Genomic DNA, 24286 nt, shown 5'->3' with positions numbered 1-24286 from the left:
GGTCGCCGGTCCCCGCCGGCTCCTCAGATCTCCTCCCAGTCGACGCGGTCGCGGTACTCCTCGCGCAACAGGTGACACTTGATCCCGTGGCCGTCGCTCGGCTCGTGAACGGCCGGCTCTTCTCGTTCGCAGACGTCGCCGATCTTGTGCGGACACCGCGGGTGGAACCGACAGCCCGACGGGACGTTCGACGGGTCGGGCACGTCGCCCTCGAGGACGATCCGGTCGTCGGCGTCGGCCCGCCCCGGGATCGCGGACAGGAGCGCCTCCGTGTACGGATTGTACGGCGGCGCGAACACCTCTCCGGTTGTCCCCGTCTCGACCAGCTCACCGAGATACATCACCGCGACGCGGTCGCAGACGTGCTCGATCACCGAGAGGTTGTGACTGATGAACAGGTACGACAGTCCCAGGTCCTCCTGCAGGTCAGACAGGAGGTTGAGGATCTGCGCTTGGATCGAGACGTCGAGCCCCGACACCGGCTCGTCGAGGACGATCAGCTCGGGGTTGACCGCCAGCGCCCGCGCGATGGCGACGCGCTGCTGTTGCCCGCCCGAGAGGTCGCCCGGCTTTCGCTCCAGGTGGCGCTCGTCCAGCCCGACCTCGGTGACCAACTCTCTCGCGCGCTCGCGCCGTTCGCCGCCGTCTGCGATGCCGTGGAGCTTCATCGGGCGGCGGAGGATCTGCCCGACCGTCCGTCGGGGGTTGAGGCTCGACTGCGGGTTCTGGAACACCACCTGCAGGTCGCGGCGAACCTCACGGAGCTCGGCCTTCGAGGCGGCCGTGATGTCGCGGCCTTGGTAGACGACGGTCCCCTCGGTCGGCTCGTGAAGCCGGAGGATGGCCCGCGCTGCCGTGGACTTGCCGCAGCCGGACTCGCCGACGAGGCCGAGCGTCTCACCGGCGCCGATCTCGAGGTCGATCCCGTCGACGGCCCGCACGGTCTCGCCGCGCCCGAGGAGGTCGTCGAGGATGTTCCCGGTCTCGAAGTGCTTCTTCAGCCCGGTCGCCGAGAGGACGGCCCCGTCACGGTCGTCCCCGACGCCGTCCGCGTCCGGGACGCCCGGGGTCGCACTGTCGGTCGCGGTCGCGCGCCAGGAGAGCGTCCGCGGTTCGTGGTCGTAGGTGTACTCGATGTCGTCGATCTCCTCGTGGCGGTAGCAGGCGACCTCGCGGTCGTCGCCGTCGACGGCGACGGACTCGAGGTCCGGGTGGGCAGTCCGGCAGTCTTCTGTCGCCCCGGGGCACCGGTCGGCGTACTTGCAGCCGCGGAACTCGCCGGTGAGATCCGGCATCGTTCCCTCGATAACCCGCAGGCGGCCCGGGGCGGCCGATCGCTCCCCCACCACGTCGGCGTCGAGGCCGGGGTTGCTCGCCAGGAGCCCCTTCGTGTACGGGTGGTGCGGTTCGGCGAACATCGATTCGACCCGCCCCGACTCGACGACGCTCCCGCCGTACATCACGAGCACGCGGTCGCACACCTCGCGGACGACGCCGAGGTCGTGGGTGATGAACAGGACGCTCATCCCGAACTCGTCGCGGAGTTCGACCAGGAGGTCCAGGATCTGCGCCTGGATCGTCACGTCGAGGGCGGTCGTCGGTTCGTCTGCGACGAGCAGGTCGGGTTCGCTCGCGATCGCGATCCCGAAGACGATCCGCTGTTTCTGCCCGCCGGAGAATTGGTGTGGGTACTCGTCGTACCGGGCAGGCGCGTTCGGGATCCCGACGCGCTCCATGATCTCGATCGTGCGCTCCTTCACGGCTGTCCCGGACAGCGAGGGGTCGTTGCTTCGGACGGCCTCGGCGACCTGTTTCCCGACAGTCATCGTGGGGTTGAGCGTGCCGGTCGGGTCCTGAAACACCATGCTCGCGTCCGTCGCGCGGAACTCGCGGAGTTCCGCCTCGTTCATCGAGCGCACGTCCCGTCCGTCGAAGTCGACGGTGCCGCCGACGATCTCCCCCGGGGAGTCGATGAGCCGAAGGATCGACTCGGCGGTCGCGCTCTTTCCCGCCCCGGACTCGCCGACGATCCCGACGATCTCGCCTTGGTCCAGGTGGAGGTCGACCCCGTCGACGGCTCGGACGGTCCCCTCCTCCGTCCGGAACTCCGTCTCCAGTCCCCGGACGGTGAGCAGGCGGTCGTCGGCGGTCGCCGCGGTCGTGTTCGGTGCTGCGTCTGTCGACGGTGTGGATTGACTACTCATCGGTGACTCCGAATTCGGTGCTTGCGTCCGGGTCCAGAACGTCGCGGATGCCGTCCCCGAAGAGGTTGAAGCCGAGGACCGTCACGGCGATGCCGATCCCCGGGAAGATCGCCATCCACGGCGCCTGCGTGAGGTACTGCTTCGCCTGCTGGAGCATCAGGCCCCACGACGGCGTCGGCGGCTGGGCGCCGAGCCCGAGGAACGACAGCCCCGCGGCCGCCAGGATTGCGAAGGAGATGCTGATGCTCGCCTGGACGATGATCGGTGCGGCCGCGTTGGGCAACACCTCTCTGAAGAGGACGTACGAGTCCCGCTCGCCGAGCGCGCGGGCGGCCTCGACGAACTCCTCCTGGGAGACGGAGATCGCCTCCGACCTGGTCACCCGCGCGAAGTAGGGGATGTACACCAGCCCGAGCGCGAGGATCGCGTTGTTGAGCGTCGGGCCGATCACCGCCGTGATCGTCATCGCGACCAGGATCGGCGGGAAACTCATCAACACGTCCATCGTCCGCATGACGGCGTCGTCGACCGCGCCGCCGGCGTAGCCGGCCAATCCGCCCAGCGGGACGCCGAACGCCGACGCGATCGCGACGCTCGACAGCCCCACGTAGAGGCTGATGCGCACGCCCAGCAGCGTCCGGGAGAGCATGTCGCGACCGAAGTTGTCGGTCCCGAACGGGTGCTCCGCGCTCGGGGCGGCAAAGCGGTTCTGAATGTCGACCTGATTGGCCGCCTCCTGGGATATCAGCATGGGGGAGGCGATCGCCAGGACGACAAGCGCGACGATGAGAGAGAGGCCGACGACGGCCTTCGTGTTGTGCCGGATGCTCCGAGCGAGCCTGTAGAGCCGCTCGCGCTGGTACTCGTCGACGAATCGAGCGGTACCGGTCTCGGCGGCCATCAGCTCTCACCTCCGGCGACGACGCGCGGGTCGATGACCGCGTACAGCAGGTCGACCACGAGGTTGCTGGTCATGAACACGACCGCGATGGTGAGCACAGACCCCTGGATCAGCGGCGCGTCGCGGTTGAGCAGGGCGTTGAACGCGAGTCGACCGAGCCCAGGATACGCGAACAGCTGCTCGATGATGATGATCCCGCCGAACAGGAATCCCAGTTGGAAGCCGATCACGGTCAACACCGGGAGGAACGCGTTCCGGAGCGCGTGCCGGAGGACGATCCGCCGACTCGAGAGCCCCTTCATGCGCGCGAGGTCGATGTACCCAGACCGGAGTTCCTCGATGAGCGACGACCGGGTCATCCGTGTGATGTGAGCCATCAGGCTGAATCCGAGGGCGCCCGCCGGCAGGAGGACGTGCGCGAACGCCTCCGCGAGGTCCTCCGTCGGGCTCACGTACCCGGACGGCGGCAACAGCGAGGCGTACCGGGCGATCAGGAGGATGAGCAACATCCCCCAGAAGAAGTTCGGCAGGCTGATCCCGGTGAACGCGGCGACGCTCGTCAGGAAGTCCTTCCAGGTGTTCTGCTCGACGGCGGCGACGACGCCCATCGGGATCGCGACGATGACCGCGATGGTCAACGCCGTGAACGCGAGGAACGCGCTCGCGGGGAACCGCTGAGCGATGAGCGTCGCGACCGGGTCGCCGAACCGAAGCGATCGACCCAGATCGCCTTGGAGTACTCCGGCGATCCAGTCGAGGTATCTGATGTACACGGGCTGGTTGAGACCGAGCTGTTGGCGGAGCACCTCCACCTGCTCCTGGCTGCCGCTGGTCCCCAGGATCATCACCGCCACGTCGCCCGGGAGGACGTTCACGAGCGCGAACGTGATGACCGAGGCGCCGAACAGCGTCCCGACGAGGAAGACGAGCCGCCGGGTCGCATAGCGTGTCAGGCTCATGTGGGGGGTCGGTTCACTCCTGGTCCATCCACACCCGGCCGAAGCCGAGTTCGCTGTTGTTCGGAGAGAGCACCGTATCCAGCCCGTTGACGTGATCTTTCGCGGCCAGCGTCCCGTCGCGGAACCACAGCATCACGTCCGGGACGTCCTCGTGGATGATCGACTGCGCCTCCTGGTACAGCGGGACCGCCTCCTCGCGACCCGAGGCCTGCGCGGCGTCGGCGACGGCCTGGTCGTACTCGTCGCTGGCGTAGCCGCGGAAGTTGAACGAGCCGTCGCTGGTCCACAGGGACGTGTACAGGTACGCCGGCTCCCAGAAGGTGAAGAAGTTCACCATCGAGAGGGTGAAGTCCCCGTTCGCGAACACCTGCGAGAGCCAGTCGCTCCACTGGAGCTGCTGGATCTCCACGCTCAGGCCCGCCTGCTGGAAGAACTGCTGCATGAGCGTCGCGGCGTCGACGTGCCACGGGTAGTTCGTGGTCACCTTGAACGTGAGGTCGAACTCGCCGACGTCGTACTGCGACTGCTCGAACAGCTCGGCCGCCCGGTCGAAGTCCTGCCCGCGCGGGGAGATGTCGTTGTTGCGGAAGGCGCTGTTCGGGAAGCTCGGGCTCGCGGTCGGCTGGCCGTTGCCGAACAGGGCGCCCTCGACGAGCGCCTGCTTGTCGATGCAGAAGTCGACGGCCTTCCGGAAGTCCGGGTCGTCGAACGGCGGCTCCGTGTTGTTCATGTTGAGGAACGCCCACGACAGCGGCGACCACGTCCGCGTGCTGATGTCGTCGCCGTCGTTCCCGACCACGTCGTTGATGTCGTCGAGCGGGATGTCGTTGATGAGGTCGTAGCTCCCCTCTTGAATCCCCGTGAGCCGGCTGTCGGGGTCGGTGACGGTCCGCTCTTCGACGGCGTCGAGGTACGGCCCCTCGCCCCAGTAGTCGTCGAACGCTTCCAGTTCCGCGCGGTTCCCCTGCTGGCGCATGACGAACTGGAACGGGCCCGTGCCGATCGGCTCGTCGCCGATCGTGTCGCCCGAGCCAGCCGGGACGATGGACGTCCCCGAGAATGCGAGCTGCCGCAGGAGTGGCTGGTACCGCTCGGACTGGTTGATGACGACGGTGTACTCGTCTTCGACCTCGACGGAGTCGGTCGACCCGAAGACGAACTGCATGATGGCGCCCGTCTCGGAGTCGGCGATGCGGTCGAAGCTGTACTTCACGTCCTCGGCGGTGAGCTCCGTCCCGTCGTGGAACGTCACGCCCTCCCGGAGTGAGAACGTGTACGTCATGAGGTCGTCGCTGACCTCCCAGTCCGTTGCGAGTCCGGGGCTTGCGACGTCCGGGTCGGTGGACAGCTCAAGGTCTCTCGTCAGTCCGACGAGCGCGTCGTACACGCTGTTGAGGAAGCGGCCGGTGCTGGCGGTCGCGGTCTGGTGGATGTCGAGGTTCTGCGTCACCTCGCTGTGGCCCCAGACGAGCGTGCCGCCCTCTTGGATCTCGCCGGGGTCGGCGGTGGTCATCTCGCCGCCGCCTCCGTCGCCACCGCCGCCGGAGGTGTCGGTCGGTTCCTCGGTGTCGCTGCCGCCGCCGGCGCAGCCGGCGATCGCGGTCATGCCGCCCGCCCCCGCGAGGCCGGTTGCCTTCAGGAAGCGGCGGCGGTCGACGTCTGTCGGATCGAAGTCGTTGGTGTCGGTCATGTGTTGGGTATGTTAGTACTTCAGGCCGAAGTCGAGTATCTCGTCGGGGTACTCCCCGAGCATTTCATCGGTGGACGCGGGCAGGTCCGCCTCCGTCTGCTTGCCCAGTTCGAACGCCTCGCGGAGGTCGTCGACCGGGTCCTCGGAGTTGTCGATGCGGAGGTTGTGGTACAGTTTCGGGTCGGGCGAGTGGACGAGCAGCGCCGCGCTGATCTTCCCGCGCTTGTCGCCGCCGGCGCCCTGTCCGGCTTCGAGGGCGGTCATGAGCCGCTCGGCGAGCTCCCCCTCGGCCTCCTGGAACGTTTCGCTGATGTCCTCGATCACGTCTCCGTTCGCGAGCATGTTGCCCGCGACCGTGTGGTCGTCGCGCTCGAGGTGTCCGAACCAGTCCACGCAGTCGTCGCCGCTGAAGGCGAACGTGCGGCCGTCGCCGTCGATGCCGTGGAGCTGTCGGTAGCTCGCGTGTTCGTCGTCCCCCAGCAACGCGTCACACGCCGTCGGCACGCTCACGCCGCGGTCGGCGAGGTCGACGGCGTTGGCGCCGTGAGACACCTTGACGAACGACTGGGTCGCCACGGCGGCGTTCTCGCTCACGAACGGACACAGCGCCCCGACGCCGACCAGCGCGGTGCTGACGGCGACGCCGAACTCGTCCGCGTCGGGATCGTGTGCCGCGATCGAGAACGTCCCCGGGACGAACCCTCCGGGTTCGCCCGTCTCCCTGTTACTATTTTCCATGAGTCGTCACGCCATGTCAACAATACCCAAGCTAAATAAGCGATGGGGTCCGGAACCATATTTCCGGATCTATCCGTGATTATTGAATTCGCCTGCGAATACCTCTTTGATCGTACGGTTATTCTCGAAAGTGTACCAAATATATTTGGGTTGATACGTAAATAGTTGTCTCGTCTCTGGGTGGCCCACTCCGCCGCTATTCGATAGCGGAACCGAGGCGCGCGAGCGTCGGCTCCCCGAACCACTCGGCGACGAGCTGTACGCCGATCGGTCGATCATCAACGGTCCCCGCCGGGACCGACAGCGCGGGGTTGCCCGTGAGGTTGAACGGACTCGTGTTCGTGATCGTCCCGATCACGTCCTCGGTCGTTGTCACCTCGCCGAAGTCCGGGGCGGTCGTCGGGGTGGTCGGGAGCGCCAGCGCGTCCACGTCGTCGAAGCGCCGGTCGACCGCCGCGGTGAACCGCTCGCGGACGTTCTGTGCCCCGACGTACGCGCGCCCCTCGGTCGCCTCGTACAGCGCCTCGAAAGTGACCGCGCTGTCGACGACACCGTCGCCCAGCGCCTCCCAATCGAAGTCGGCGGCGGCCGCCCGCCACGGATCGGCGTAGCCGGTGCCGCTCGCGCGGACGAGCCCTCGATTCGCGAGCAGCGAGGCGAACTCGGTGTTCGCGATCACGACGACGGCGGAGGCCATCTCGTCGAACCGCGGGAGCGATACCTCGACCGCCTCGACGCCCGCGGCTTCCAGATCCGCGAGGGCCGCGTTCACCGCGTCGCGGACCTCCGGGTCGGCCCCCTCCATCGCCTCCCGAACGACGCCGACAGTCTCCCCATCGGCGGGCTCGCCGACCGCCGCGTGCGTGTTCGCGGTCGGACGGGCGGTGCGAGACGAGAGGTCGCGACGGTCCGGCCCCGCGATGGCGTCGTACACGCGAAATGCCGCCGACACCGACGACGCCAGCGGACCGACGTGGTCCAGCGAGGGCGCGAGGTCGCCGAACCCGAACCGAGGGACGCTCCGGTGCGTCGGCTTGAGCCCGACGACGCCGCAGTAGGACGCGGGGATCCGGACGCTCCCGCCGGTGTCGCTCCCCAGGGCCGCGTCGACGAGGTCGGCGGCGACGGCCGCCCCGCTCCCGCTCGAGGAGCCGCCGGGGACCCCCTCGTCGGTCGCCGGGTTCCGGGTCGGACCGTGCGCGCAGGTCTCCCCGGTCGTCGTCAGCGCGAACTCGTCCATGTTGGTGGTGCCGAGGAGCCGCGCGCCCGCCGCCTCCAGCCGTTCGACGACGCTCGCGTCGTACTGCGGGACGAAGTCGACGCCGGCGGACCCGCACGTCATCGGCACCCCGGCCACGGCCATGTTGTCCTTCACGGCCACCCGAAGCCCCGCCAGCGGTCCGCCCTCGCCGTGCTCCTCCTCGTCGTGTCTCTCCACTCGGTAGCGGAAGGCGTTGTACTCGTCGTCGCCCGGTGCGTACTCGCGGGGGTCGCGCTCGTCCGTCGACGGCTCGAACGCGGCCGCCATCGTGGCGGCGTCGGTCGCGTCGGCGGCGTACCGCTCGACATCGCTCGGATCGAGTGCGACGCCGAGGCTGTCGGACGCCGCTTCGACGTGGTGTTCGCTGACCATGTGGTGTGTGGGCGATTGACGCTCCCTCTCTCATAGTTCCCTCGGCGGAGAGCGACCGTCCGCGAGGCGAACGCATACAACCGTCCCCCCGAACCCATGGGTATGACCGACGATCACGCGCCGGCGAGCACGCGCGTCGGCGTCGACGTGGGCGGCACGTTCACCGACCTCGTGACGGTCCGCGGGGGCCGCATCCGCGTCGACAAGACGCCGTCGACCCCTGCTGCGCCCGACGAGGGCGTCGTGACCGGTCTCCAGGGGGTCGACGCGCCACTCGACGAGGTCGACTTCCTCGGCCACGGGACGACCGTCGCGACCAACGCGGTGCTGGAGGGCGAGTGGGCCGACACCGCCCTCGTGACGACCGAGGGCTTCCGCGACGCCGTCGAGATCGGTCGCCAGACCAGACCCGACATCTACGACTTCGACGCGACCAAACCGGAGCCGATCGTGGCGCGCGACCGCCGGTTCGAGGTGCCCGAGCGCGTCGACGAGCGCGGCGCCGTCCTCCGGGAACTCGACGAGGCAGCCGTCCGCGACCGCGCGGCCGACCTCCGCGAGTCGGGAGTCGACAGCGTCGCCGTCTCGCTGCTCTTCTCGTTCGAGCACCCCGCCCACGAGCGCCGCGTCCGCGAGATTCTCCGTGAGGAGGGACTCGACGCGAGCGTCTCGCTGTCGTCTGACGTGCTCCCGGAGATCCGGGAGTACGAGCGCACGCTGACGACCGCGATGAACGCCGCGCTCAAGCCGGTGATGGACGCGTACCTCGGATCACTCGCGGGCAGTGTCGGCGACCTCGGCGTCGACGCGCCGCTCCGTGTGATGGGCTCGAACGGCGGACTGATGGCGAGCGATGCCGCCCGCGAGCGTCCGGTGAACACGCTCCTCTCCGGCCCAGCCGCGGGCGTCCGCGGCGCCACCCACGTCGCCGGCCGTCGGGGCGTCGACGACCTGATCACGATGGACATGGGCGGCACTTCCTGTGACGTGAGTCTCGTCCGCGATGGCGACCCCATCGTGACGACCGACACCGAGGTCGGCGACTACCCCGTCTCGGTGCCGACCGTCGACATCCACACCGTCGGCGCCGGCGGCGGCTCCGTCGGCTACGTCGACACGGGCGGCGCCCTGCGGGTCGGCCCGCGCTCGGCGGGCGCCCAGCCCGGTCCGGTCTGCTACAACCGCGGCGGGACCGAGCCGACCGTCACCGACGCCCACCTCGTGCTCGGCCGTATCGACCCCTCGTCGTTCCTCCCGGACGCGCTCGCCCGCGACGACGACCGCGTCCGCGACGCCTTCGCCCCGCTGGCGGAGGCCGTCGCCGGTGACCCCGAGGCGACCGAGACCGCCGCCCGCGGACTGCTCGACGTGGCGAACGCGAACATGCGACGCGCGCTCCGGGTCGTCAGCGTCGAGCGCGGCTACGACCCCCGCGAGTTTGCCCTCGTCGCCTTCGGCGGCGCCGGCCCCCTGCACGCGACGGCGCTTGCGGACGCCCTCGACATTCCCGAAGTGATCGTGCCGCGTGCCGCGGGCGTCCTCTCGGCGCTGGGGCTGCTCATCAGCGACGTGGTGTACGACTACTCCACCTCGATGGTCCGCCGGTTCGAGGACGTGGACCCGGAGGCCCTCCGCGACGCGTTCGCGGCGTTCGAGAGCGAGGGCCGTGCGGAACTGCGCGACGCCGGCCGCGCGGACGACGAACTGGCGTTCGAGCGGACGCTCGACCTCCGGTACGCCGGCCAGTCGTTCGACCTGTCGGTGCCGGTCGAAGGAGACCTCGACGCCGAGGAACTCGCCCGCGTCGAAGCGCGGTTTCACGGGGCCCACGAGCGCCGGTACGGTCACGCGTCGCCCGAGGAGCCGGTGGAGTTGGTGACCGTCCGACTGCGCGCACGCGGACTCGTCGAGCCGCCCGAACTCGCGGTCGAGGTGCGCGCCGGCGACCCCGACGACGCGATCGCGGAGACGCGCCGGGTCGGCTTCGGCGACGGCGACCGCGACACCCCGGTGTACGACCGGAGCCGCCTGCCGACGGACGCGACCGTCGACGGCCCCGCCGTCGTCGAGGGGAGCGAGAGCACCGTCGTCGTCCACCCCGGCCAGCGCGCGCGGGTCGACGGCGACGCCAACCTGGTCGTCGAGACCGGGGGTGACGGGGAGTGAGCGATCGACACGGGAGCGCCGCCGGCGACGACGGTGAGTCCCGCGGCGTCGACTCGGTCACCCTCGAGGTGATCCGCAACGGCTGTGAGGCGGTCGCCGAGGAGATGAACGCGACGCTCGTTCGGACCGGCTACTCGCCGAACATCAAGGAGCGCCGAGACTGCTCGACGGCGCTGTTCGACGCCGACGGCGAGATGATCGCCCAGGCGGAGACGATGCCGGTCCACCTCGGGGCGATGCCGTACTCCGTCGCCGCGGCGGTCGAGGCGTTCCCACCGGAGACGCTCTCGCCCGGCGACTCGATCCTCCTGAACGACCCGTTCCGCGGCGGCGCGCACCTCCCGGACCTGACGCTCGTGACGCCGATATTCGGTGACGAGGCGCGGGGCGACGGCGGCGAGGTGATCGCGTTCGCCGCGAACCGCGCGCACCACGCCGACATCGGGGGATCAACTGCGGGCTCGGTCGCGGCCGACTCCACCGAAATCTACCAGGAGGGGCTGCGCATCCCGCCGGTGAAGTTCGAGGCCGGTACCGGGGAGGTCGCGGACGACGGCACGCCCGTCGGCGAGGTGCGCGAGGACGTGCTGTCGATGATCCTCGCGAACGTCAGAACGCCGGAGGAGCGCCGCGGCGACCTCCGCGCGCAGGTGGCCGCGAACGCGACGGGGCGCCGGCGCTTCCGCGACCTCGCGGCCGAGCACGGCGGGGACCTGGCGCCGGCGCTTGAGGCGATCAAGGACTACTCCGAGCGGCGGATGCGCGCCGAGTTGGCCGATCTGCCGGACGGCACCTACGCGTTCGCAGACGCGCTCGACGACGACGGCCGCGGCAACGAGGACCTCGCGATCGAGGTGACACTCACGATCGACGGCGACGGGGTCACCGTCGACTTCACCGGCACCGCCGCACAGACCGACGGGCCGATCAACGCCGTCCTCGCGGTGACCGCGTCGGCGACGTACTACGCCGTCCGCTGTGTGACCGACCCGGACATCCCGCCGAACCACGGCTGTTACCGCCCGATCGAGATCGTCGCGCCGGAGGGGACGATCGTGAACCCCAAGCCGCCGGCCGCGGTCGTCGGCGGCAACCTGGAGACGAGCCAGCGCGTCACAGACGCGGTGCTCGGCGCGCTCGCGGAGGCGGCCCCGGGGCGCGTCGCCGCCGCGGGCCAGGGGACGATGAACAACGTCACGCTCGGCGGGACGGACCCGCGGGGCGACGGGCCGAACCCGTACGCCTTCTACGAGACGCAGGGCGGCGGCTTCGGCGGGCGCGCGAGCGGCGACGGGATGGACGGCGTCCACGTCCACATGAGCAACACGCTGAACACGCCCGCGGAGGTGCTGGAGACGGCGTACCCGCTCCGGATCGAGCGCTACGAACTCCGGCCGGACTCCGGCGGCGCGGGCGAACACCGCGGGGGTTGGGCCTCCGGCGCGACATCCGGGTGCGCGGGCACACCGCCCGCTTCAGCCTGCTCGCCGAGCGCCACGACTCGCACCCGTACGGTCTGGCGGGCGGCGGCGAGGGCGCCAACGGCGCGGCCTACTTGGTCGACGACGACGGCGACGAGACCGAGAAACTGCCAGCGAAACACACCCGCGACCTCCCCGCGGGCGCCGTCGTCAGCGTCCGCACGCCCGGCGGCGGGGGTACGGCGACCCCGCCGACCGCTCGGTGGACGCTATCGAGCGCGATCTGCGGCTCGGCAAGCTCACGGCCGAGGCGGCGCGCGAGGAGTACGGATACGGCGCCGACGAGGGCGAGAACGCCGACGGCGACGACTGACCCGCCGGTGCCGCCGCGGGAGGCTCCGCGGTCGCCTCCGACACACCGTCACCAGAAACGACGCCTCGGACCAACCGGGCTACCGCGGTACGAAGGGTTTAGCCGCCGGCGACGCAGTGAGCGACCATGCTCGACGACGGCGACGAGGCACCCGAAGTAACCGCACCGATGGCGACCCCCGAGGCCGCCGCAAGCACCGAGCGCGGCAGTTACACGGGCGGCGACGTGAGCGAGTTCTCGCTGAGCGACGCGCTCGACGACGGCCCGGTCGTCCTCGCGTTTTATCCGGGCGTCTACTCGCGCACCTGCACGCAGGAACTGTGCGAGCTCCGCGACTGGAAGGCTGACCTCGCGGACCTCGACGCCCCGCTGTACGGCGTCAGCGTCGACTCGCCGTGGTCGCTGCTGGCGTTCATGGACGAGTACGACCTCCAGTACCCGCTCGTCTCGGGGTTCAACAACTCGATCATCGCGGACTTCGGCGTCCGGCGCGAGGAGTCGATCATGCGTGGGATCGCGAACCGCGCGGTGTTCGTCGTCGCGCCGGACGGGGTCGTTTCCTACACGTGGAAGGCGACGGAGCCGCTGACGTTCCCCGACACCGACGAGGTGGAGGCGGCGGTCGCGGCGGCCGCCGAGGTCGAGTAACCGCGCCGGCGTCGCCGCCGGATGTCGTCGGCTGCGCGACAGGGAAGTTTTGTAGTCCGCGGCCGAGAACGCCGGACGATGCCCTCCACAACGAATGATGCCGGGAGCCTTGGCCGACAGATCGCGTTCGCGCTCGCGGCCGCCGCCGTCGCGGCCGTCGTCGGCACCGGCCAGGCGTTCGTCCCGAGACTGATCGACCTTTCGAGCGACACCGTCTGGCTGCTCACCGCTGCGAGCGCCCTCGCGGCGGTCGTGAGCACCGTCGCGGCCGGGGTGGCGGGATACGCCGCCGGGATGCGCGAGCCGACCGCCGCCGCCGTCGTTCGCACGGCGACCGTGTTCGCTGTCGCCGCGATCGTCGGGTTCGCCGCGGGGCTGCTCGTGTCCCGGTTCATCGTGGACGACTGGAGCGGAGGGCTGCTCGTCGCGGTCGCGGCGCTCCTCGCGCGCAGCGTCCCGTTCGTCGCCGGCGGCGTCGCCGGGGCGGCGCTCTCGGTCGCCCGCGACGCAAGCTACTCGGCGACGCGCGCGAACGGCGAGGTATGACCATCGCTCCCGAGGAGGCCCTCCCGACCGAGGGCCTCGTCTGCGTCGTCGGCGCCGGCGGGAAGAAGACGACCCTCTACACGCTCGCGAACCGCCTCGACCGCGCGGTCGTCACCGCGACGGTCCGCATTCCGATCTTCGACGAGCACGTCGCGCGCGTCGTCGTCGACCCCGACGCGGTCGCCGCGCTGACGCGCCACGCCGCGGACGCCGACATCGCCGTCGACTGGCCGCTCGGGATCGTTCCCGAACGCGAGCGCGACGACCGGTACCTCGGCTACGACACCGACGCCGTCGACGACCTTGCGGCCGCTCACGACGGCCCCGTGCTCGTGAAGGCCGACGGCGCGCGGATGCGTGAGTTCAAGGCGCCCGACGACCGCGAGCCGCAGATCCCGGCGAGCGCCGACGCCGTCGTCCCGATCGCCTCCGCGCACGTCGTCGGCGAACCGCTCACCGACGAGCGCGTTCACCGACCCGAGCGGGTCGCCGCCGTCGCGGGGATCGACGTGGGAGAACGGGTGACCGCCGAAGCCGTCGGCCGAGTGCTCGCCTCGACCGAGGGCGGCCTGAAGGAAGCGCCCGCCGACGCCGAGGCGGTCGCGCTCGTGAACAAGGTGGACGACGCCGACGACGAGGCCGCGGCGCGCGAGGTCGCCGCCGCGGCGTTCGAGGCCGACGAGTCCGGTCGGCTCGACCGGGTGGTGCTCGCGGCGCTCGGCGAGGACCGGATCGTCGACGTGATCGAGGGGTAGCGGGGCTACCGCGCCGCGAACGCCGCTCCCGCCGCCTCGAACTCCTCGCGGGTGTTGAGGTTCTCGAAGCTCCGGCCGTCGACGCCGAGGTCGGCGAGTTCGTCGTCGTCGATCACCGCGTAGTCGAGATCGAACAGCGGCGCGATGATCTTGCGGTCGCCGCGCGCGAGGGCGGCGTCGCAGGCGTCGGCCATCGGGCCGGCGCGGTAGGCGGCGTGGGTCGTCTGGAACCACTCGTCGTCGACCCGGGGAACGACGGCGTCCAGAGTCGCGTCGTCGTCGCCGTCACGTCCGTCGATCCGATCGAACAGCACGCCGACGAGCGCGGGGTCGACGAACGGCATGTCGCAGGCGACGACGAACGCGGGGGCGTCGGGGCCACCCCACCGCTCGACGCCGCGGAGAACGGTCCGGATACCCGCCATCGGCCCCTCGTCGGGATCGGGGTCCTCGGCGTAGCGAACGGGGTTCGGATACCCGGCCATCGCGTCCTCGATGGCGGCCCGTTGGTCGGTGCGGCAGTTGACGACCAGCCGGTCGGTCGCGCCCGCTAGCCGGTCGGCGACGCGACGGATCATCGGCGTGCCGGCCAGATCGGCGACGGCCTTGTCGCGGTCGCCGAAGCGGGTCGAGCGTCCGCCGGCGACGACGGCGGCGTACCGGGGCATGTGCGGAGGTGCGTCGGGAGGGGTGAAAACGCCTGTGGGAACACCGGTCGAGCCAGCGCGACTCGCCCCCTGGCAAACGCTTATCGGCGTCGGCCGTTTCCACGGTGACGATGACACGGACCCGGGTGCTCCGCGTCGACCTCTCGGCGGGGACCGCCGCGTTCGAACCGGTCCCCGAGCAGTGGCGTCGCCGCTACCTCGGGGGCAAGGGGCTCGGGGCCCGGTACCTGTACGACGAACTCTCGCCCGGGGCCGACCCGCGGGGCCCCGAGAACCTCCTCGGATTCATGCTCGGCCCGCTGTCGGGCGCGCTCCCGGGCGAGTCGCGCTACGCCGCCGTGACGAAGTCGCCGCTGACGGGCGCGTTCCTCGACTCCTACTCCGGCGGGACGTTTCCGGATCGGCTCGCGGGGTCGCTGCCGGAGTGTCTCGGCGTGCTCGTGACGGGCGCGGCCGACGAGCCGACGGCGTTGGTCGTCGGCGACGGCGAGCCCCGACTGGAGTCCGCCGGCGACCTCGCGGGTGCGGACACCGTCGAGACCAGCGAGGCGTACCCCGACGCGGCGGTCGCGTGCGTCGGCCCGGCCGGCGAGCGGGAGGTCGCGTACGCGACCGTCGCCTCCGACGCCGGCGACCACCACGCCGGCCGCGGCGGCGCGGGCGCAGTGATGGGCGCGAAGCACCTGAAGGCGGTCGTCGCCCGCGGCGACCCGCCGGACGTGCCCGCGGAACTCGCCGACCTCCACGCGGAGTACGAGGCGGCGTTCGCCGCCGACGACGCCGGCAAGTGGCAGACCGCCGGCGAGACTCTGGAGTCGATCGACTTCGCCGCCGAGGTGGGCGTGTTGCCCGCGAACGGCTGGCGCGACACCGCGAACGAGGTCGACGGCATCGGGATCGAGGCGGCCGCGGCGGCCGCACACGAGCGCGAACACCCCGACGAGGACGTGCCAGGCGGCTTCCGCGTCGAGACTGACGACGGCGAGACGGTCCCCCGCGGCGCCGCGCCGATGACGCTCGGCGCCGGGCTCGGGATGGACGACTTCGACGCGGTCGCGGCGCTGGGTGAGGCGTGCGACCGCCTCGGCGTCGACGTGATCACCGCGGGCAACGCCGTCGCGTGGGCCGTCCGCGCGAACGAGGTCGACTTCGAGTTCGGCGACGAGGACGGCGCCCGCGAGCTGATCGAGCGCATCGCTCGTCGGGAGGCGGACGACGACCTCGCGGACGCGCTGGCGGAGGGCGTCGACGAAGCGGCCGAGCGCCGCGGCGGCGACGACTACGTGCCGACGGTGAAGTCGATGGAGCTCCCGGCCTACGACCCCCGGGGCGCACTCGGGATGGCGCTGGCGTACGCGACAGCCGATCGCGGCGGCTGCCACCGCCGCGCTCGCCCGATCGAAGAAGAAGTGTTCCGCGAGGACTGGGACACCGCCCGCCGGGTCGAGGCCGTCGTCGGCGCACAGAACGCCCGCGCGGTGCTGTGGAGCCTCGTCGTCGACGACTTCGCCGGGGAGACGCTGTGGGACGACCTGGGCGCGGAGTGGCTCGATGCGCTCGGCGTCCCGCACGACGACCTCCGACGCGTCGGCGACCGCGTGTGGACGCTCGTTCGGCTGTTCAACGCCCGCGAGGGGTTCGACCGCGAGGCCGACGCGCTCCCGGCGCAGTTCGCCGAGCCGCTCCCGACCGGGGAGGCGCCCGCGGCCGGCCGCGCCGTCGACCGCGAGGGGTTCGACCGGCTGCTCGACGCGTACTACGCCGCCCGCGGGTGGGACGACCGCGGACTCCCGACGCCCGAGCGCTGTGGTGCGCTCGGGCTCCCGACCGACGCGCTCGACCCAACGGACACGTCCGGACTGACCGGCACGCCCGACGGGCCCGCCGACCGACCGCAATCCCACGACTGACACGACACAGCGATGCCAGACAAGATCGACCTCGACGACCTCGACGTACAGCCCGACGACGACGACGAGCGGCCCAACCGCGGCGATTGGTTCTGGGGCGACGACAGCGGGGGCGACGCCGACGAATCGATCGACGCAGATGACGTGGCCGACGACGACGCGCCCTCGTCGCCGCCGGCCGGCCCAGAAGCGGGTGGCGCGGACGGCGACGACGGTTGGCGCTCTGGCGGCGCCCGCGCGGAGGAGTTGGGCGCCGACGAGCCCGCGCCGGCCGAGTACGACGACGACCTCGACGCGGACCTGTCCTCGTCGACGCCGCGCGTGCCGTACGCGGACGACGACAAGCCGGTCGGCATCCCCCGCGATGGCGGGGGCGGGGGCGGCGTCTCCGCCGACGCGCGCGAGGAGGAGACGCAAGCGCAGCCCGAGGCGACCGGCCCACACGGCGAGGCGAAAAGCGAGATGACGATGGCGCTGTCGTACCGGGCGGTGCGCTCGCTGTCGAACCTCCACGCCGCGCTCGCGGACGCCGAGACGTGGACCGACTACGTCGGGATCGTCGGCGACGTCGACGCACACGTGATCAACAAGTACCAGCGCGACAACCGCCTGGACCTCGACTTCTTCAACGGCACTGGGACCGGCCCGGGCGAGCGACTGGAGGAAGTCGGCCCGAACTCGATGTTTTACGCCGAGCGGATGGTACTCGTCGGCGTCGAGTCGGCCGGCGAGCGCGCGTGGGCCGAGCGCGCCGGCTGGGAGTTCGTCCCGCTGGCGGAGGCCGCCGAGGCGTCCGAGTGGGCCCTCGACGAGCCGGGGGGCGCTCCCGACGGGGACGCAAACTGAGCGCGGTTCGGGATCTCCGCACGGCCCGTCGACGCAACGCCGGATGTCCCGTCCGAACGGAGGTACACTTTTTGCGATCCCCGTGTCAATAGCTCGCTATGGGACTTCGAAACGCGGTATCGCAAAGCTGGGTGCTGACCGCGATGGTGACCGGGATCGGCCTGTGGTGCGCGTACATCGCCGTGCAGACGTTCGCCGCGAGTGAGGGTATCTGGGCGTTCTCCGGGTCGTACGTCGGGCAGAACGCCGTCGGTGGCCTCGCCGGCGTCGCGGTGCTCGCGGGGATCGTCGCCCTCCTGTTCGTCTACCTGGGCGAACTCGGCGAGTCCGACCCCGCGCCCAAGGCGTGGCCGCCCGAGGAGTAACGACCGGTCTGCGGTCCGGCTTCGAGCCGAACCGAAACCGGCCAACGGTGTGACCGAGGGACAAGGCTAACACGCCGGCTCCCGTGCCACCCTCCATGCAGTACGAGTGCGTCGACTGCGGCACGATGACGCGCGTCGGCTCTCCCGAGGGGGAGGTTCGCCGGGAGTGTCCGGTGTGCGAGACAGTAACGACCTGGGACCCGGCGTTCGAGGGCCAGGGGGTGTCGTTCTGATGGCCATCACCTTCGAGCCGAGCGACCGCCTCGTCGCCGCCGCCGAGGAGTGGGGCGACCAGCGCATGATGGAGGACGAGCGCGCGCTGGAGGTGAAACTCGAACAGGCGCTGCTGGAGATCGAACACCTCGTCTCCGGCGGCACGGAGGTCACCTTCGAAGTCGAGGACGGCGGCGAGCGGGTCCGGTTCTCCCCGAGCGACGACCTGGCGACGTTCCTCGACCGGCAGGCCGAGGAGTCCGGGCTGTCGGCCGAGCGCCTGCTGCGACTGCACGTCGACCTGTTCGCGAACGTGTTTCTCGACGGGGACGCCGAACGACCGCCGAACGCACCGCCGACGGAGTAGCCCGCCGACGGCCACACCGTCCGACTGCGTTAAGCCCCGCTTTCGCCGGTTCCCGACCGTCGGGAACCACCCCGCCTCGGTTTTTCACGTCCACCAGTAGCCAAAAGTGGGTGAAGACAGATGCCGGCCACCACGACTGCGACCGGAACGGTCGCTCGACGAGATCGGATCGGAATCGGAACCGAGGCGCTCGTGGCCGCGCTCCTCGCGGCCGGATTCGCGGGACACGTCGCGCTCGGGGTCGCGGCGCTCACGTTCCTCGCGGGCGTGCTCCCTGCGCTGGTGTGACCCCGATCGGCTCGTGACCGATCGACGCCTTCGCGTGTCGACACGCCGGCACGGCTCGACGCCGGATCGGGACAACAGCTAAGTTCTCGGATCCTGATCACAGGTGCATGGCGACCGAGGACACCGGCTGGCGACCGAAGGGCGCACTGGAACAGTACAAGGGGTACGAGGTCTGGGAGTACGAGAGCGGTCCCCACGAGGAGAACCGCCGGGAGAGCGAGGGCGAGGTCGAGATCGACGGCGCGGCCGCGAGCGACGACGAGTAACTGACGCCGTCGGACGTCGTCACGCCGGTCGGTCGGTTCTTACGTTTCGATCGCGAACCTCGCAGATCAAGTGATCGTCAGCGGGAACGCCCGCTTCTCCCGCGGCGGGACGACGAAGTTCGCCCGCGAGCGAGTGGTGATGAAGTTGAGGATGCCGTTGTTCTCGCGGTCGGTGATGTCGGGGTGGTCGTCGCGCAGGTACCAGCCGTTCATCGACTTGCGCGTCCGTCGGAAGTGCGCGAGCTTGCGCTGATAGCTGAGGAAGTGAACGCCCGTCCGGCCGTGGTCGACGGTGTTGAAGTCCCGGCGGAGCAGCAGCGGCTCGCCGTCCCGACGGACGCGCGCGACCTTCTCGTGGTGGCCGACGCTGCCGTGATCGCGAGCGTGCTCGCGTACCGCGTCCGCGAACGGCACGTCCGTCCCGAGATCAGCGACGTCGTCGGCGGTGAACTCGGGCGTGAACATCTTCTCGATCCGGCTCGCCTCGTCGCCGGAGAACCACTTCGGGAGATCGAAGGCGATGTGCGAGAGGTGGGCGGTGGTGCCGCCGGCCAGCGGGCCGTCGTCGATGGCGACGCGGTCCTCGCTGGCCTGAGACCCCTCGCGCCCCGAGAAGAACCCGGAGAACATCGGGGCGTCCGCCTCCAGTCCCTCCACGTCGACGTGTTCGGCGGGGAGCCCCTCGCCGAGGAAGCCCGTCCGGCGGTCGCGTCGACGGAACACGCTCTCCAGCGTGTGGTCCACCGGCTCGCCGTTCAGTTCCTCGCGCGAGCCGAACAACGCGCTCTCTACGGTCGGGAGGTGCGATTCCACGTCCGACTCCAGCACGAGCATCGCGTCGAAGTGCTGGAGGTCCTCGTCGTCGGTGCGCGTGAGCACCTCCGGGTGCTCGATCGGGACGCGCCCGAGCGCGTCGTTGTCGTCGAAGTACGTCGACCCCCAGGCGAGGGCGTGAAACAGCCCGTCGGGCGCCCAGTCGTACGCCGCCTCCACGGTCCGGAGCGCGCGTTCGACGGTTTCTGCGGCATCTTCTGAGGGCTCGCGCTTCAGGTCCAACAGGAGGATGCGCCGGTGGCGCGCCTGGAGCTCGTTGCCGTCGGCGTCGCGCTGGAGTACGTCACGCTGCGCGAACTGTCTGCTCGGAACCGAGTGGGGGTTGGCGTCGAGCGGGAGCCCGGGCGGGGCGCCGGTGGTGCAGCCGGCGACGCCGATCCCGGCAGCGACCGCGAGCTTCCCCAGCATGTTCCGTCGGGACGGCATTCTAACACGTGTCACGTCGTACGCGGGCAAAAACGTTCGGTCGTCACGAGCGCCGCGAGCGACGGCGCTCGGCTCCCCGACACAAACGCTATGAGTCCACAGACCGAGCGATCCCGTATCATGGGCGGAACACACGCGAACCTCCCGCTCGCGCTCGGCCCCGCGTTCGTGGTGCTCGGCGTCGGCGTGGTCGTCCTCGCGCTGGCGACGTACGACGCGTACCGATCGTACGACGCGGCGGACGCCGACGGGGCGTCCGGAGGGGCCGTCGCCACGACGAGGGGCATCGACGACGCGTCGGGGGGTGGAGCCGATGAGTAGCCCGACAACGCCCGCTGACGGCGGGGGACGGGCGGGGGAAGTGACTGACGCGTCCGGCGGCGAACGCGGTCGGCTCGCCGGCGCGCTGTACTGGGTGCGCGTTGGCGCGTACACGCTCGCGTCGCTGCTCGGGCTCTCACTGCTCACAGTGGGGACGGTGGCCGTCATCGCGGAGATCAAGGGCACCTGGCACTGGGCGATCCACCTGGAGTCGACGATCAGCTACATGGGAATCTTGATGGGCGGACTGCTCGCGCTGTTGGTCCCCTTGCTCCTCGTCTCGCTGACAGCGCGGGTAGTGTACGATGTCTGAGCGACTTTCGGCTCCGTGGCTCGCGCGGGCGTTCGCGGCGGCTTCGGTGCTGGGGCTGCTCGTGACGGTCGCCGGCGTCGCCGCGATGGCGATCGCTGCCGAGTCGATCGGTCGCAAGACCTGGGGTGCGTACTTCGCGATGGAGCAGGCGATGGCGATCGGCACCCCGGTCGCCGTCGCGTTCGCTGGGCTGTCGGTCCTCGGCGGCTTCGCGGTCGTGTACACCACGAACGGGCCAGATACGGCCGTCCAGCGTCAGCCGTCGGACGACTGAAGCGGACGTGGAGCGGACGGGGGCTGAAACCGCGGGAGGTGTGGATCCGAACCGCGTGCGGCGTGACTGTGACTAGCGTGACTGTGACTACTGTGTCGTGTTGACTAGCGTGACTGTGACTACTGTGTCGTGTACGCGACCGCCACCAGCTTTCGCGATCAGATGGCTGCGTTCTGCGACACCGAACTTCGCGACAAACCGTCGCCTTACACCATCTGCGCGACGATCTCGTCCTCGAACTCGACGAGCCCGGCGAGGATCTCTCCGGCCGCAAGGAACAGCGGTTCGTCCGTCTCCGCGCGGATGTCCTCGGCGGCGTCGTCGGCCCACGTCATGAGGTGGTTGTCGAGGAACACGCGCTCGTAGCCGAACGTCTCGTCTCGACCTTCGCGCTGCTTGGTGACGAGCCACCGGAGGAACGCGAGTTCGACGGCGACGAAGTCGCTCTCTTCGGGGTACTCCTCGGGCGGCGTCCAGCCGGCGGCGCCGTAGCTCGCCTCCACCTCCGCGAGCCCTTCGCCGATGAACTCGGTGTCGTCGCGGTAGTGCGTCTCGTGGAGCAGGACCGGCGGCCGCGGGCCGACGAACACCTCCGTGTACTTCTGCCGCAAGTCGCTGCGCAGCTCGGACACGTCGTCGTCCTCGTGGGCGTCGACGAACGCCCGGACGTGCTCGAAGCCGGCGTCGAGGTGGTCGTTCACGCTGTCCTCCGGGGTGCGCATGTCGCCCGAGAGGAGGTGCGAGAGGAACTCCTCGGTCGGGGCGTCGTGGAACACCTCGATGCAGAAGTCGATCAGTTCGATCCGGGCGTCGTAGACGGCGAGTTCGTCTGAGCTCATGGTGTGTGTCGGGACGCGGAGGGCGTCATCTGTTGTCGAACAGCAGCTGCGCGCGGCAGCTGCCGCAGTACTCGAAGACGCTGTGCTCGGAGTTCGGGGCGATCCCCTCGACGAGGTTGCCGACCTCGGACTGGATGTGTTCGGCGGAGGCCGCGGAGGTGAAGGGGTCGCCACAGCGGACGCACTCCAGCATCTCGCCGTCGTGGACCGTCTCCCACCGCGGGTCGTCGGCGGCGACGGCGCCCTCCCCGGCGGTCCGGTTCTCGGGCAGCCGCGAGAGGTCGAGGCCCCGCTCCATCGTGATCGCCGTCTCCGGACAGCCCTCCTCACAGAGTTCGCAGTTGACGCAGTCCTCGTGGTTGAACTGGAGGTTCCCGTCGTCCGTCCGGCGGATCGCGTCAGTCGGGCACAGCGTCGAACACGTCGGCGTGAGGTTGCAGGCGTCCGAGACGGACATCACGCCGAAGTCCTTCAGCCCGCGGATCACCTCCCGCTCGGGCTCGGCGAACTCGAGGAGTCGCCGGACCGACTCGAGCGTCCAGTCGTGGCTGTTGAACGCGGGGTTGGGTTTGTCCTCGCGGACGACGCCCGTCGAGCGGTGCTCGCCCTCCGGAACGGGCGTCGGATCGAGCGTTAGCTCCGTGAAGCGGCTCAACTCCTCGGCGAATGCTGCGGGTTCGCGCGGGTCCGGCGCGAAGAACGCGACGCGCTCGCCCAGCCCCAGGTCGGTCGTCGCGCGGTTGAGTCGGTCGACCAGCTCGGCCTTCGGGTCCGGGCCGGAGTGGAGACACGACCCGCCGCAACCGACGATGGCGACGCCGGCCGCGCCCGCGGCGAGCGCGTGCATGACGTGTCCCTCGCCGACGGTGTCGGTACAGTTCACCTCCACCGGGAGCACCGGCGGGTAGGTGATGTCCTCCCCGGCGGCCGCCCGGCGGCCGTACTCGTCGAGCGCCGCGGCCGCGCGCTCGTCGCAGGTGAACGCGACCACCGGCGTCTCGATGCCGCCGTCGCTCCCGGTGAACGGCCAGATGCCGCCCTCGTCGGTCTCGCGGCTGAGCAGCGCCTCGACCTCGCGGGCGATCCGCTCGTTCGACGGCTCCCGGAGCGACGTCGCGCCCGTCGGACACGACGAGGTGCACGCGCCGCAGTTCTCGCAGGCCGTCAGGTCGAACTCGACCTCGTCGACCGCGGGTCGATCGACGGCGTCGTGCGGACACGCGTCGACGCAGGCGGTACAGCCCTGCTGGCCGGAGTCGCCCGCGGCGCACACGTCCATCTCCAGATCGAGGTACTTCGGCTTCTCGACCCCGCCTAACAGCGACTCGACGGAGGCGATCGTGCCGGCGTCGACCGGGCCCGTGTAGTAGCCGATCCGGCCGCCGCGTGCGGTCGACGTGCCCGCGGGGTCGACGACCTGGTCGGCCTCGACGGTGCGGGTGACGCCCGACAGGTCGATCGCGTCGGTCGGGCAGCACTCGGTCCACTCGCCCTCGGGGGCGTCCGGGTGGATGTCGACGGGGCGGCGCGTCACCATCCCGTCGGGGCCCTCCTTCACGCACTTCATGCAGGAGATACAGTCGTCGGTGACGCGCGCTTCGACCTGTACCTCGAACTCGCCGAACCGCCCCTCGACGGCGACGAGGCGCCCCCGCGCGATGTCGACGTCCGAGAGATCGGCGTCTGCGTCCGCGTACTCCGCGCCGTTCGCGAGCAGCGTCACGTCGGCGGAGTCGGCGAGCGCCGCCGCGGTCTCGGCGTCGCCGACGACGAGGACGCCGTCGCCCGCCTCCCGAGAGACGGTTCGCGTGGCGGCCTCGTACTCCAGCCCCGTTCGTCGGGCGTTGATCAGCCGCGCGGTCTTGTCGGTGGCGTCGTCGCGCTCGTGGACCCAACCGGCTCGCTCGCGGTGGTCGACGTAGGCGGCCGCGTCCGGGTGCAGCCCCTTGCGCTCGACGAGGTCGTCGAACGTCGCCTTGCAGCCGTCGTCGCAGGCACCGACGATCAGCTGATCGAGGTCGTACTCGTCGATCAGTCCGTCGACGGCGGGGAGCGCGTCCCGGCACAGCTGCTCGGACGACGCGACGACGTCGACATCGCGGACTCCGTCGCGGACCGACTCCAGGTCCACGTCGCAGGTCCCCCCGCACGAACAGACGAATGCCCCGACGTTCATCGTCGGAGTCAACGGAGTCGAGCCTATATACCTTGCGCCAGGAAACCGCCCGACTGCATTATCCCGGGTGATCTTTCCGGTTGTTTTTGGCCGGCCAAAATAATTCAGTCACGATCGTGGCGAAGATTAAAGGAGTACGGTTGCGT

24 protein-coding genes and 1 pseudogene are annotated in these 24286 nt (G+C 70.4%); 15 read left to right on the top strand and 10 right to left on the bottom strand.

Annotation, left to right across the window (positions count from 1 at the left end):
- Window positions 1-23 precede the first annotated feature (23 nt).
- The 6 genes from P0Y41_RS07180 to P0Y41_RS07155 all read right to left on the bottom strand — a co-directional run bounded on the left by P0Y41_RS07180 (window position 24) and on the right by P0Y41_RS07155 (window position 8125).
- Complete coding sequence (locus tag P0Y41_RS07180) at window positions 24-2204, bottom strand: dipeptide ABC transporter ATP-binding protein (protein ID WP_284063267.1); 2181 nt, start codon at window positions 2202-2204, stop codon at window positions 24-26.
- Entirely contained in the window at window positions 2197-3105 is a 909-nt protein-coding gene (locus P0Y41_RS07175) for an ABC transporter permease (protein WP_284063266.1), read from the bottom strand. Before P0Y41_RS07175 ends, P0Y41_RS07180 begins: the two co-directional genes overlap by 8 nt.
- On the bottom strand, window positions 3105-4064 hold the full coding sequence (locus P0Y41_RS07170; RefSeq protein WP_284063265.1) for an ABC transporter permease: 960 nt from the start codon (window positions 4062-4064) through the stop codon (window positions 3105-3107). The genes P0Y41_RS07175 and P0Y41_RS07170 overlap by 1 nt, the downstream gene beginning before the upstream one ends.
- A 13-nt stretch (window positions 4065-4077) precedes the next feature.
- Window positions 4078-5754 carry an ABC transporter substrate-binding protein gene (locus P0Y41_RS07165; protein WP_284063264.1) on the bottom strand — a complete coding sequence of 559 codons (1677 nt, stop codon included), beginning with the start codon at window positions 5752-5754 and terminating at the stop codon, window positions 4078-4080.
- Between the two features lie 12 nt (window positions 5755-5766).
- On the bottom strand, window positions 5767-6492 hold the full coding sequence (locus P0Y41_RS07160; RefSeq protein WP_284063263.1) for a DUF1028 domain-containing protein: 726 nt from the start codon (window positions 6490-6492) through the stop codon (window positions 5767-5769).
- A gap of 196 nt (window positions 6493-6688) precedes the next feature.
- A complete protein-coding gene (locus P0Y41_RS07155) occupies window positions 6689-8125 on the bottom strand; it encodes an amidase (protein WP_284063262.1) in 1437 nt (478 codons plus the stop codon).
- Between the two features lie 102 nt (window positions 8126-8227).
- Here P0Y41_RS07155 and P0Y41_RS07150 point away from each other — a divergent pair, with 102 nt between their 5' ends.
- The 5 genes and pseudogenes from P0Y41_RS07150 to yqeC all read left to right on the top strand — a co-directional run bounded on the left by P0Y41_RS07150 (window position 8228) and on the right by yqeC (window position 14034).
- Window positions 8228-10291, top strand: coding sequence for a hydantoinase/oxoprolinase family protein (locus P0Y41_RS07150; RefSeq protein ID WP_284063261.1), 2064 nt, complete (start codon window positions 8228-8230; stop codon window positions 10289-10291).
- A gap of 104 nt (window positions 10292-10395) precedes the next feature.
- Window positions 10396-12085: pseudogene (locus P0Y41_RS07145) on the top strand (hydantoinase B/oxoprolinase family protein).
- Between the two features lie 126 nt (window positions 12086-12211).
- Window positions 12212-12733: a redoxin domain-containing protein gene (locus P0Y41_RS07140; RefSeq protein ID WP_321170859.1), complete on the top strand. Its 522-nt coding sequence runs from the start codon at window positions 12212-12214 to the stop codon at window positions 12731-12733.
- 78 nt (window positions 12734-12811) lie between these two features.
- Complete coding sequence (locus P0Y41_RS07135; protein WP_284063260.1) at window positions 12812-13279, top strand: hypothetical protein; 468 nt, start codon at window positions 12812-12814, stop codon at window positions 13277-13279.
- Window positions 13276-14034, top strand: a complete 759-nt coding sequence (yqeC, locus tag P0Y41_RS07130) for a selenium cofactor biosynthesis protein YqeC (protein ID WP_284063259.1) — start codon at window positions 13276-13278, stop codon at window positions 14032-14034. The genes P0Y41_RS07135 and yqeC overlap by 4 nt, the downstream gene beginning before the upstream one ends.
- A gap of 5 nt (window positions 14035-14039) precedes the next feature.
- Here yqeC and mobA read toward each other — a convergent pair whose 3' ends face one another.
- Entirely contained in the window at window positions 14040-14702 is a 663-nt protein-coding gene (gene mobA / locus P0Y41_RS07125; protein ID WP_284063258.1) for a molybdenum cofactor guanylyltransferase, read from the bottom strand.
- Window positions 14703-14812: 110 nt separating this feature from the next.
- Between mobA and P0Y41_RS07120 the strand changes: the two genes are divergently transcribed.
- From P0Y41_RS07120 to P0Y41_RS07090, 7 genes are all read left to right on the top strand, one after another.
- Window positions 14813-16612, top strand: coding sequence for an aldehyde ferredoxin oxidoreductase family protein (locus P0Y41_RS07120; RefSeq protein ID WP_284063257.1), 1800 nt, complete (start codon window positions 14813-14815; stop codon window positions 16610-16612).
- A 12-nt stretch (window positions 16613-16624) separates the two neighbouring features.
- Window positions 16625-17458, top strand: a complete 834-nt coding sequence (locus tag P0Y41_RS07115; RefSeq protein WP_284063256.1) for a DUF7124 domain-containing protein — start codon at window positions 16625-16627, stop codon at window positions 17456-17458.
- A gap of 98 nt (window positions 17459-17556) precedes the next feature.
- Window positions 17557-17823 carry a hypothetical protein gene (locus tag P0Y41_RS07110; RefSeq protein ID WP_284063255.1) on the top strand — a complete coding sequence of 89 codons (267 nt, stop codon included), beginning with the start codon at window positions 17557-17559 and terminating at the stop codon, window positions 17821-17823.
- A 95-nt stretch (window positions 17824-17918) separates the two neighbouring features.
- Window positions 17919-18056, top strand: a complete 138-nt coding sequence (locus tag P0Y41_RS07105; protein ID WP_284063254.1) for a hypothetical protein — start codon at window positions 17919-17921, stop codon at window positions 18054-18056.
- Window positions 18056-18403, top strand: a complete 348-nt coding sequence (locus P0Y41_RS07100; protein ID WP_284063253.1) for a hypothetical protein — start codon at window positions 18056-18058, stop codon at window positions 18401-18403. Before P0Y41_RS07105 ends, P0Y41_RS07100 begins: the two co-directional genes overlap by 1 nt.
- Before the next feature lie 120 nt (window positions 18404-18523).
- A complete protein-coding gene (locus tag P0Y41_RS07095; protein ID WP_284063252.1) occupies window positions 18524-18691 on the top strand; it encodes a hypothetical protein in 168 nt (55 codons plus the stop codon).
- Window positions 18692-18798: 107 nt separating this feature from the next.
- On the top strand, window positions 18799-18957 hold the full coding sequence (locus tag P0Y41_RS07090; protein WP_284063251.1) for a hypothetical protein: 159 nt from the start codon (window positions 18799-18801) through the stop codon (window positions 18955-18957).
- A 66-nt stretch (window positions 18958-19023) separates the two neighbouring features.
- Here P0Y41_RS07090 and P0Y41_RS07085 read toward each other — a convergent pair whose 3' ends face one another.
- A complete protein-coding gene (locus P0Y41_RS07085) occupies window positions 19024-20217 on the bottom strand; it encodes a DUF7405 family protein (RefSeq protein ID WP_284063250.1) in 1194 nt (397 codons plus the stop codon).
- Window positions 20218-20337: 120 nt separating this feature from the next.
- On the opposite strand from P0Y41_RS07085, the gene P0Y41_RS07080 reads away from it, so the two are divergent.
- The 3 genes from P0Y41_RS07080 to P0Y41_RS07070 are packed head-to-tail and all read left to right on the top strand — an operon-like array spanning window position 20338 to window position 21125.
- Window positions 20338-20538: a hypothetical protein gene (locus P0Y41_RS07080; protein ID WP_284063249.1), complete on the top strand. Its 201-nt coding sequence runs from the start codon at window positions 20338-20340 to the stop codon at window positions 20536-20538.
- Complete coding sequence (locus P0Y41_RS07075; protein WP_284063248.1) at window positions 20531-20851, top strand: hypothetical protein; 321 nt, start codon at window positions 20531-20533, stop codon at window positions 20849-20851. Before P0Y41_RS07080 ends, P0Y41_RS07075 begins: the two co-directional genes overlap by 8 nt.
- Window positions 20844-21125, top strand: a complete 282-nt coding sequence (locus tag P0Y41_RS07070; protein WP_284063247.1) for a hypothetical protein — start codon at window positions 20844-20846, stop codon at window positions 21123-21125. The genes P0Y41_RS07075 and P0Y41_RS07070 overlap by 8 nt, the downstream gene beginning before the upstream one ends.
- 206 nt (window positions 21126-21331) lie before the next feature.
- On the opposite strand, the gene P0Y41_RS07065 is transcribed toward P0Y41_RS07070, so the two are convergent.
- Window positions 21332-21964 carry a TorD/DmsD family molecular chaperone gene (locus tag P0Y41_RS07065; protein ID WP_284063246.1) on the bottom strand — a complete coding sequence of 211 codons (633 nt, stop codon included), beginning with the start codon at window positions 21962-21964 and terminating at the stop codon, window positions 21332-21334.
- Window positions 21965-21989: 25 nt separating this feature from the next.
- A complete protein-coding gene (locus P0Y41_RS07060; RefSeq protein ID WP_284063245.1) occupies window positions 21990-24140 on the bottom strand; it encodes a hydrogenase iron-sulfur subunit in 2151 nt (716 codons plus the stop codon).
- Window positions 24141-24286 lie beyond the last annotated feature (146 nt).

Source organism: Halobaculum halobium, assembly GCF_030127145.1.
In the GTDB taxonomy this organism is placed as follows: domain Archaea; phylum Halobacteriota; class Halobacteria; order Halobacteriales; family Haloferacaceae; genus Halobaculum; species Halobaculum halobium.
The sequence above is the reverse complement of the archived record's forward strand: the minus strand, read 5'-3'. Positions and strand labels throughout refer to the sequence as shown.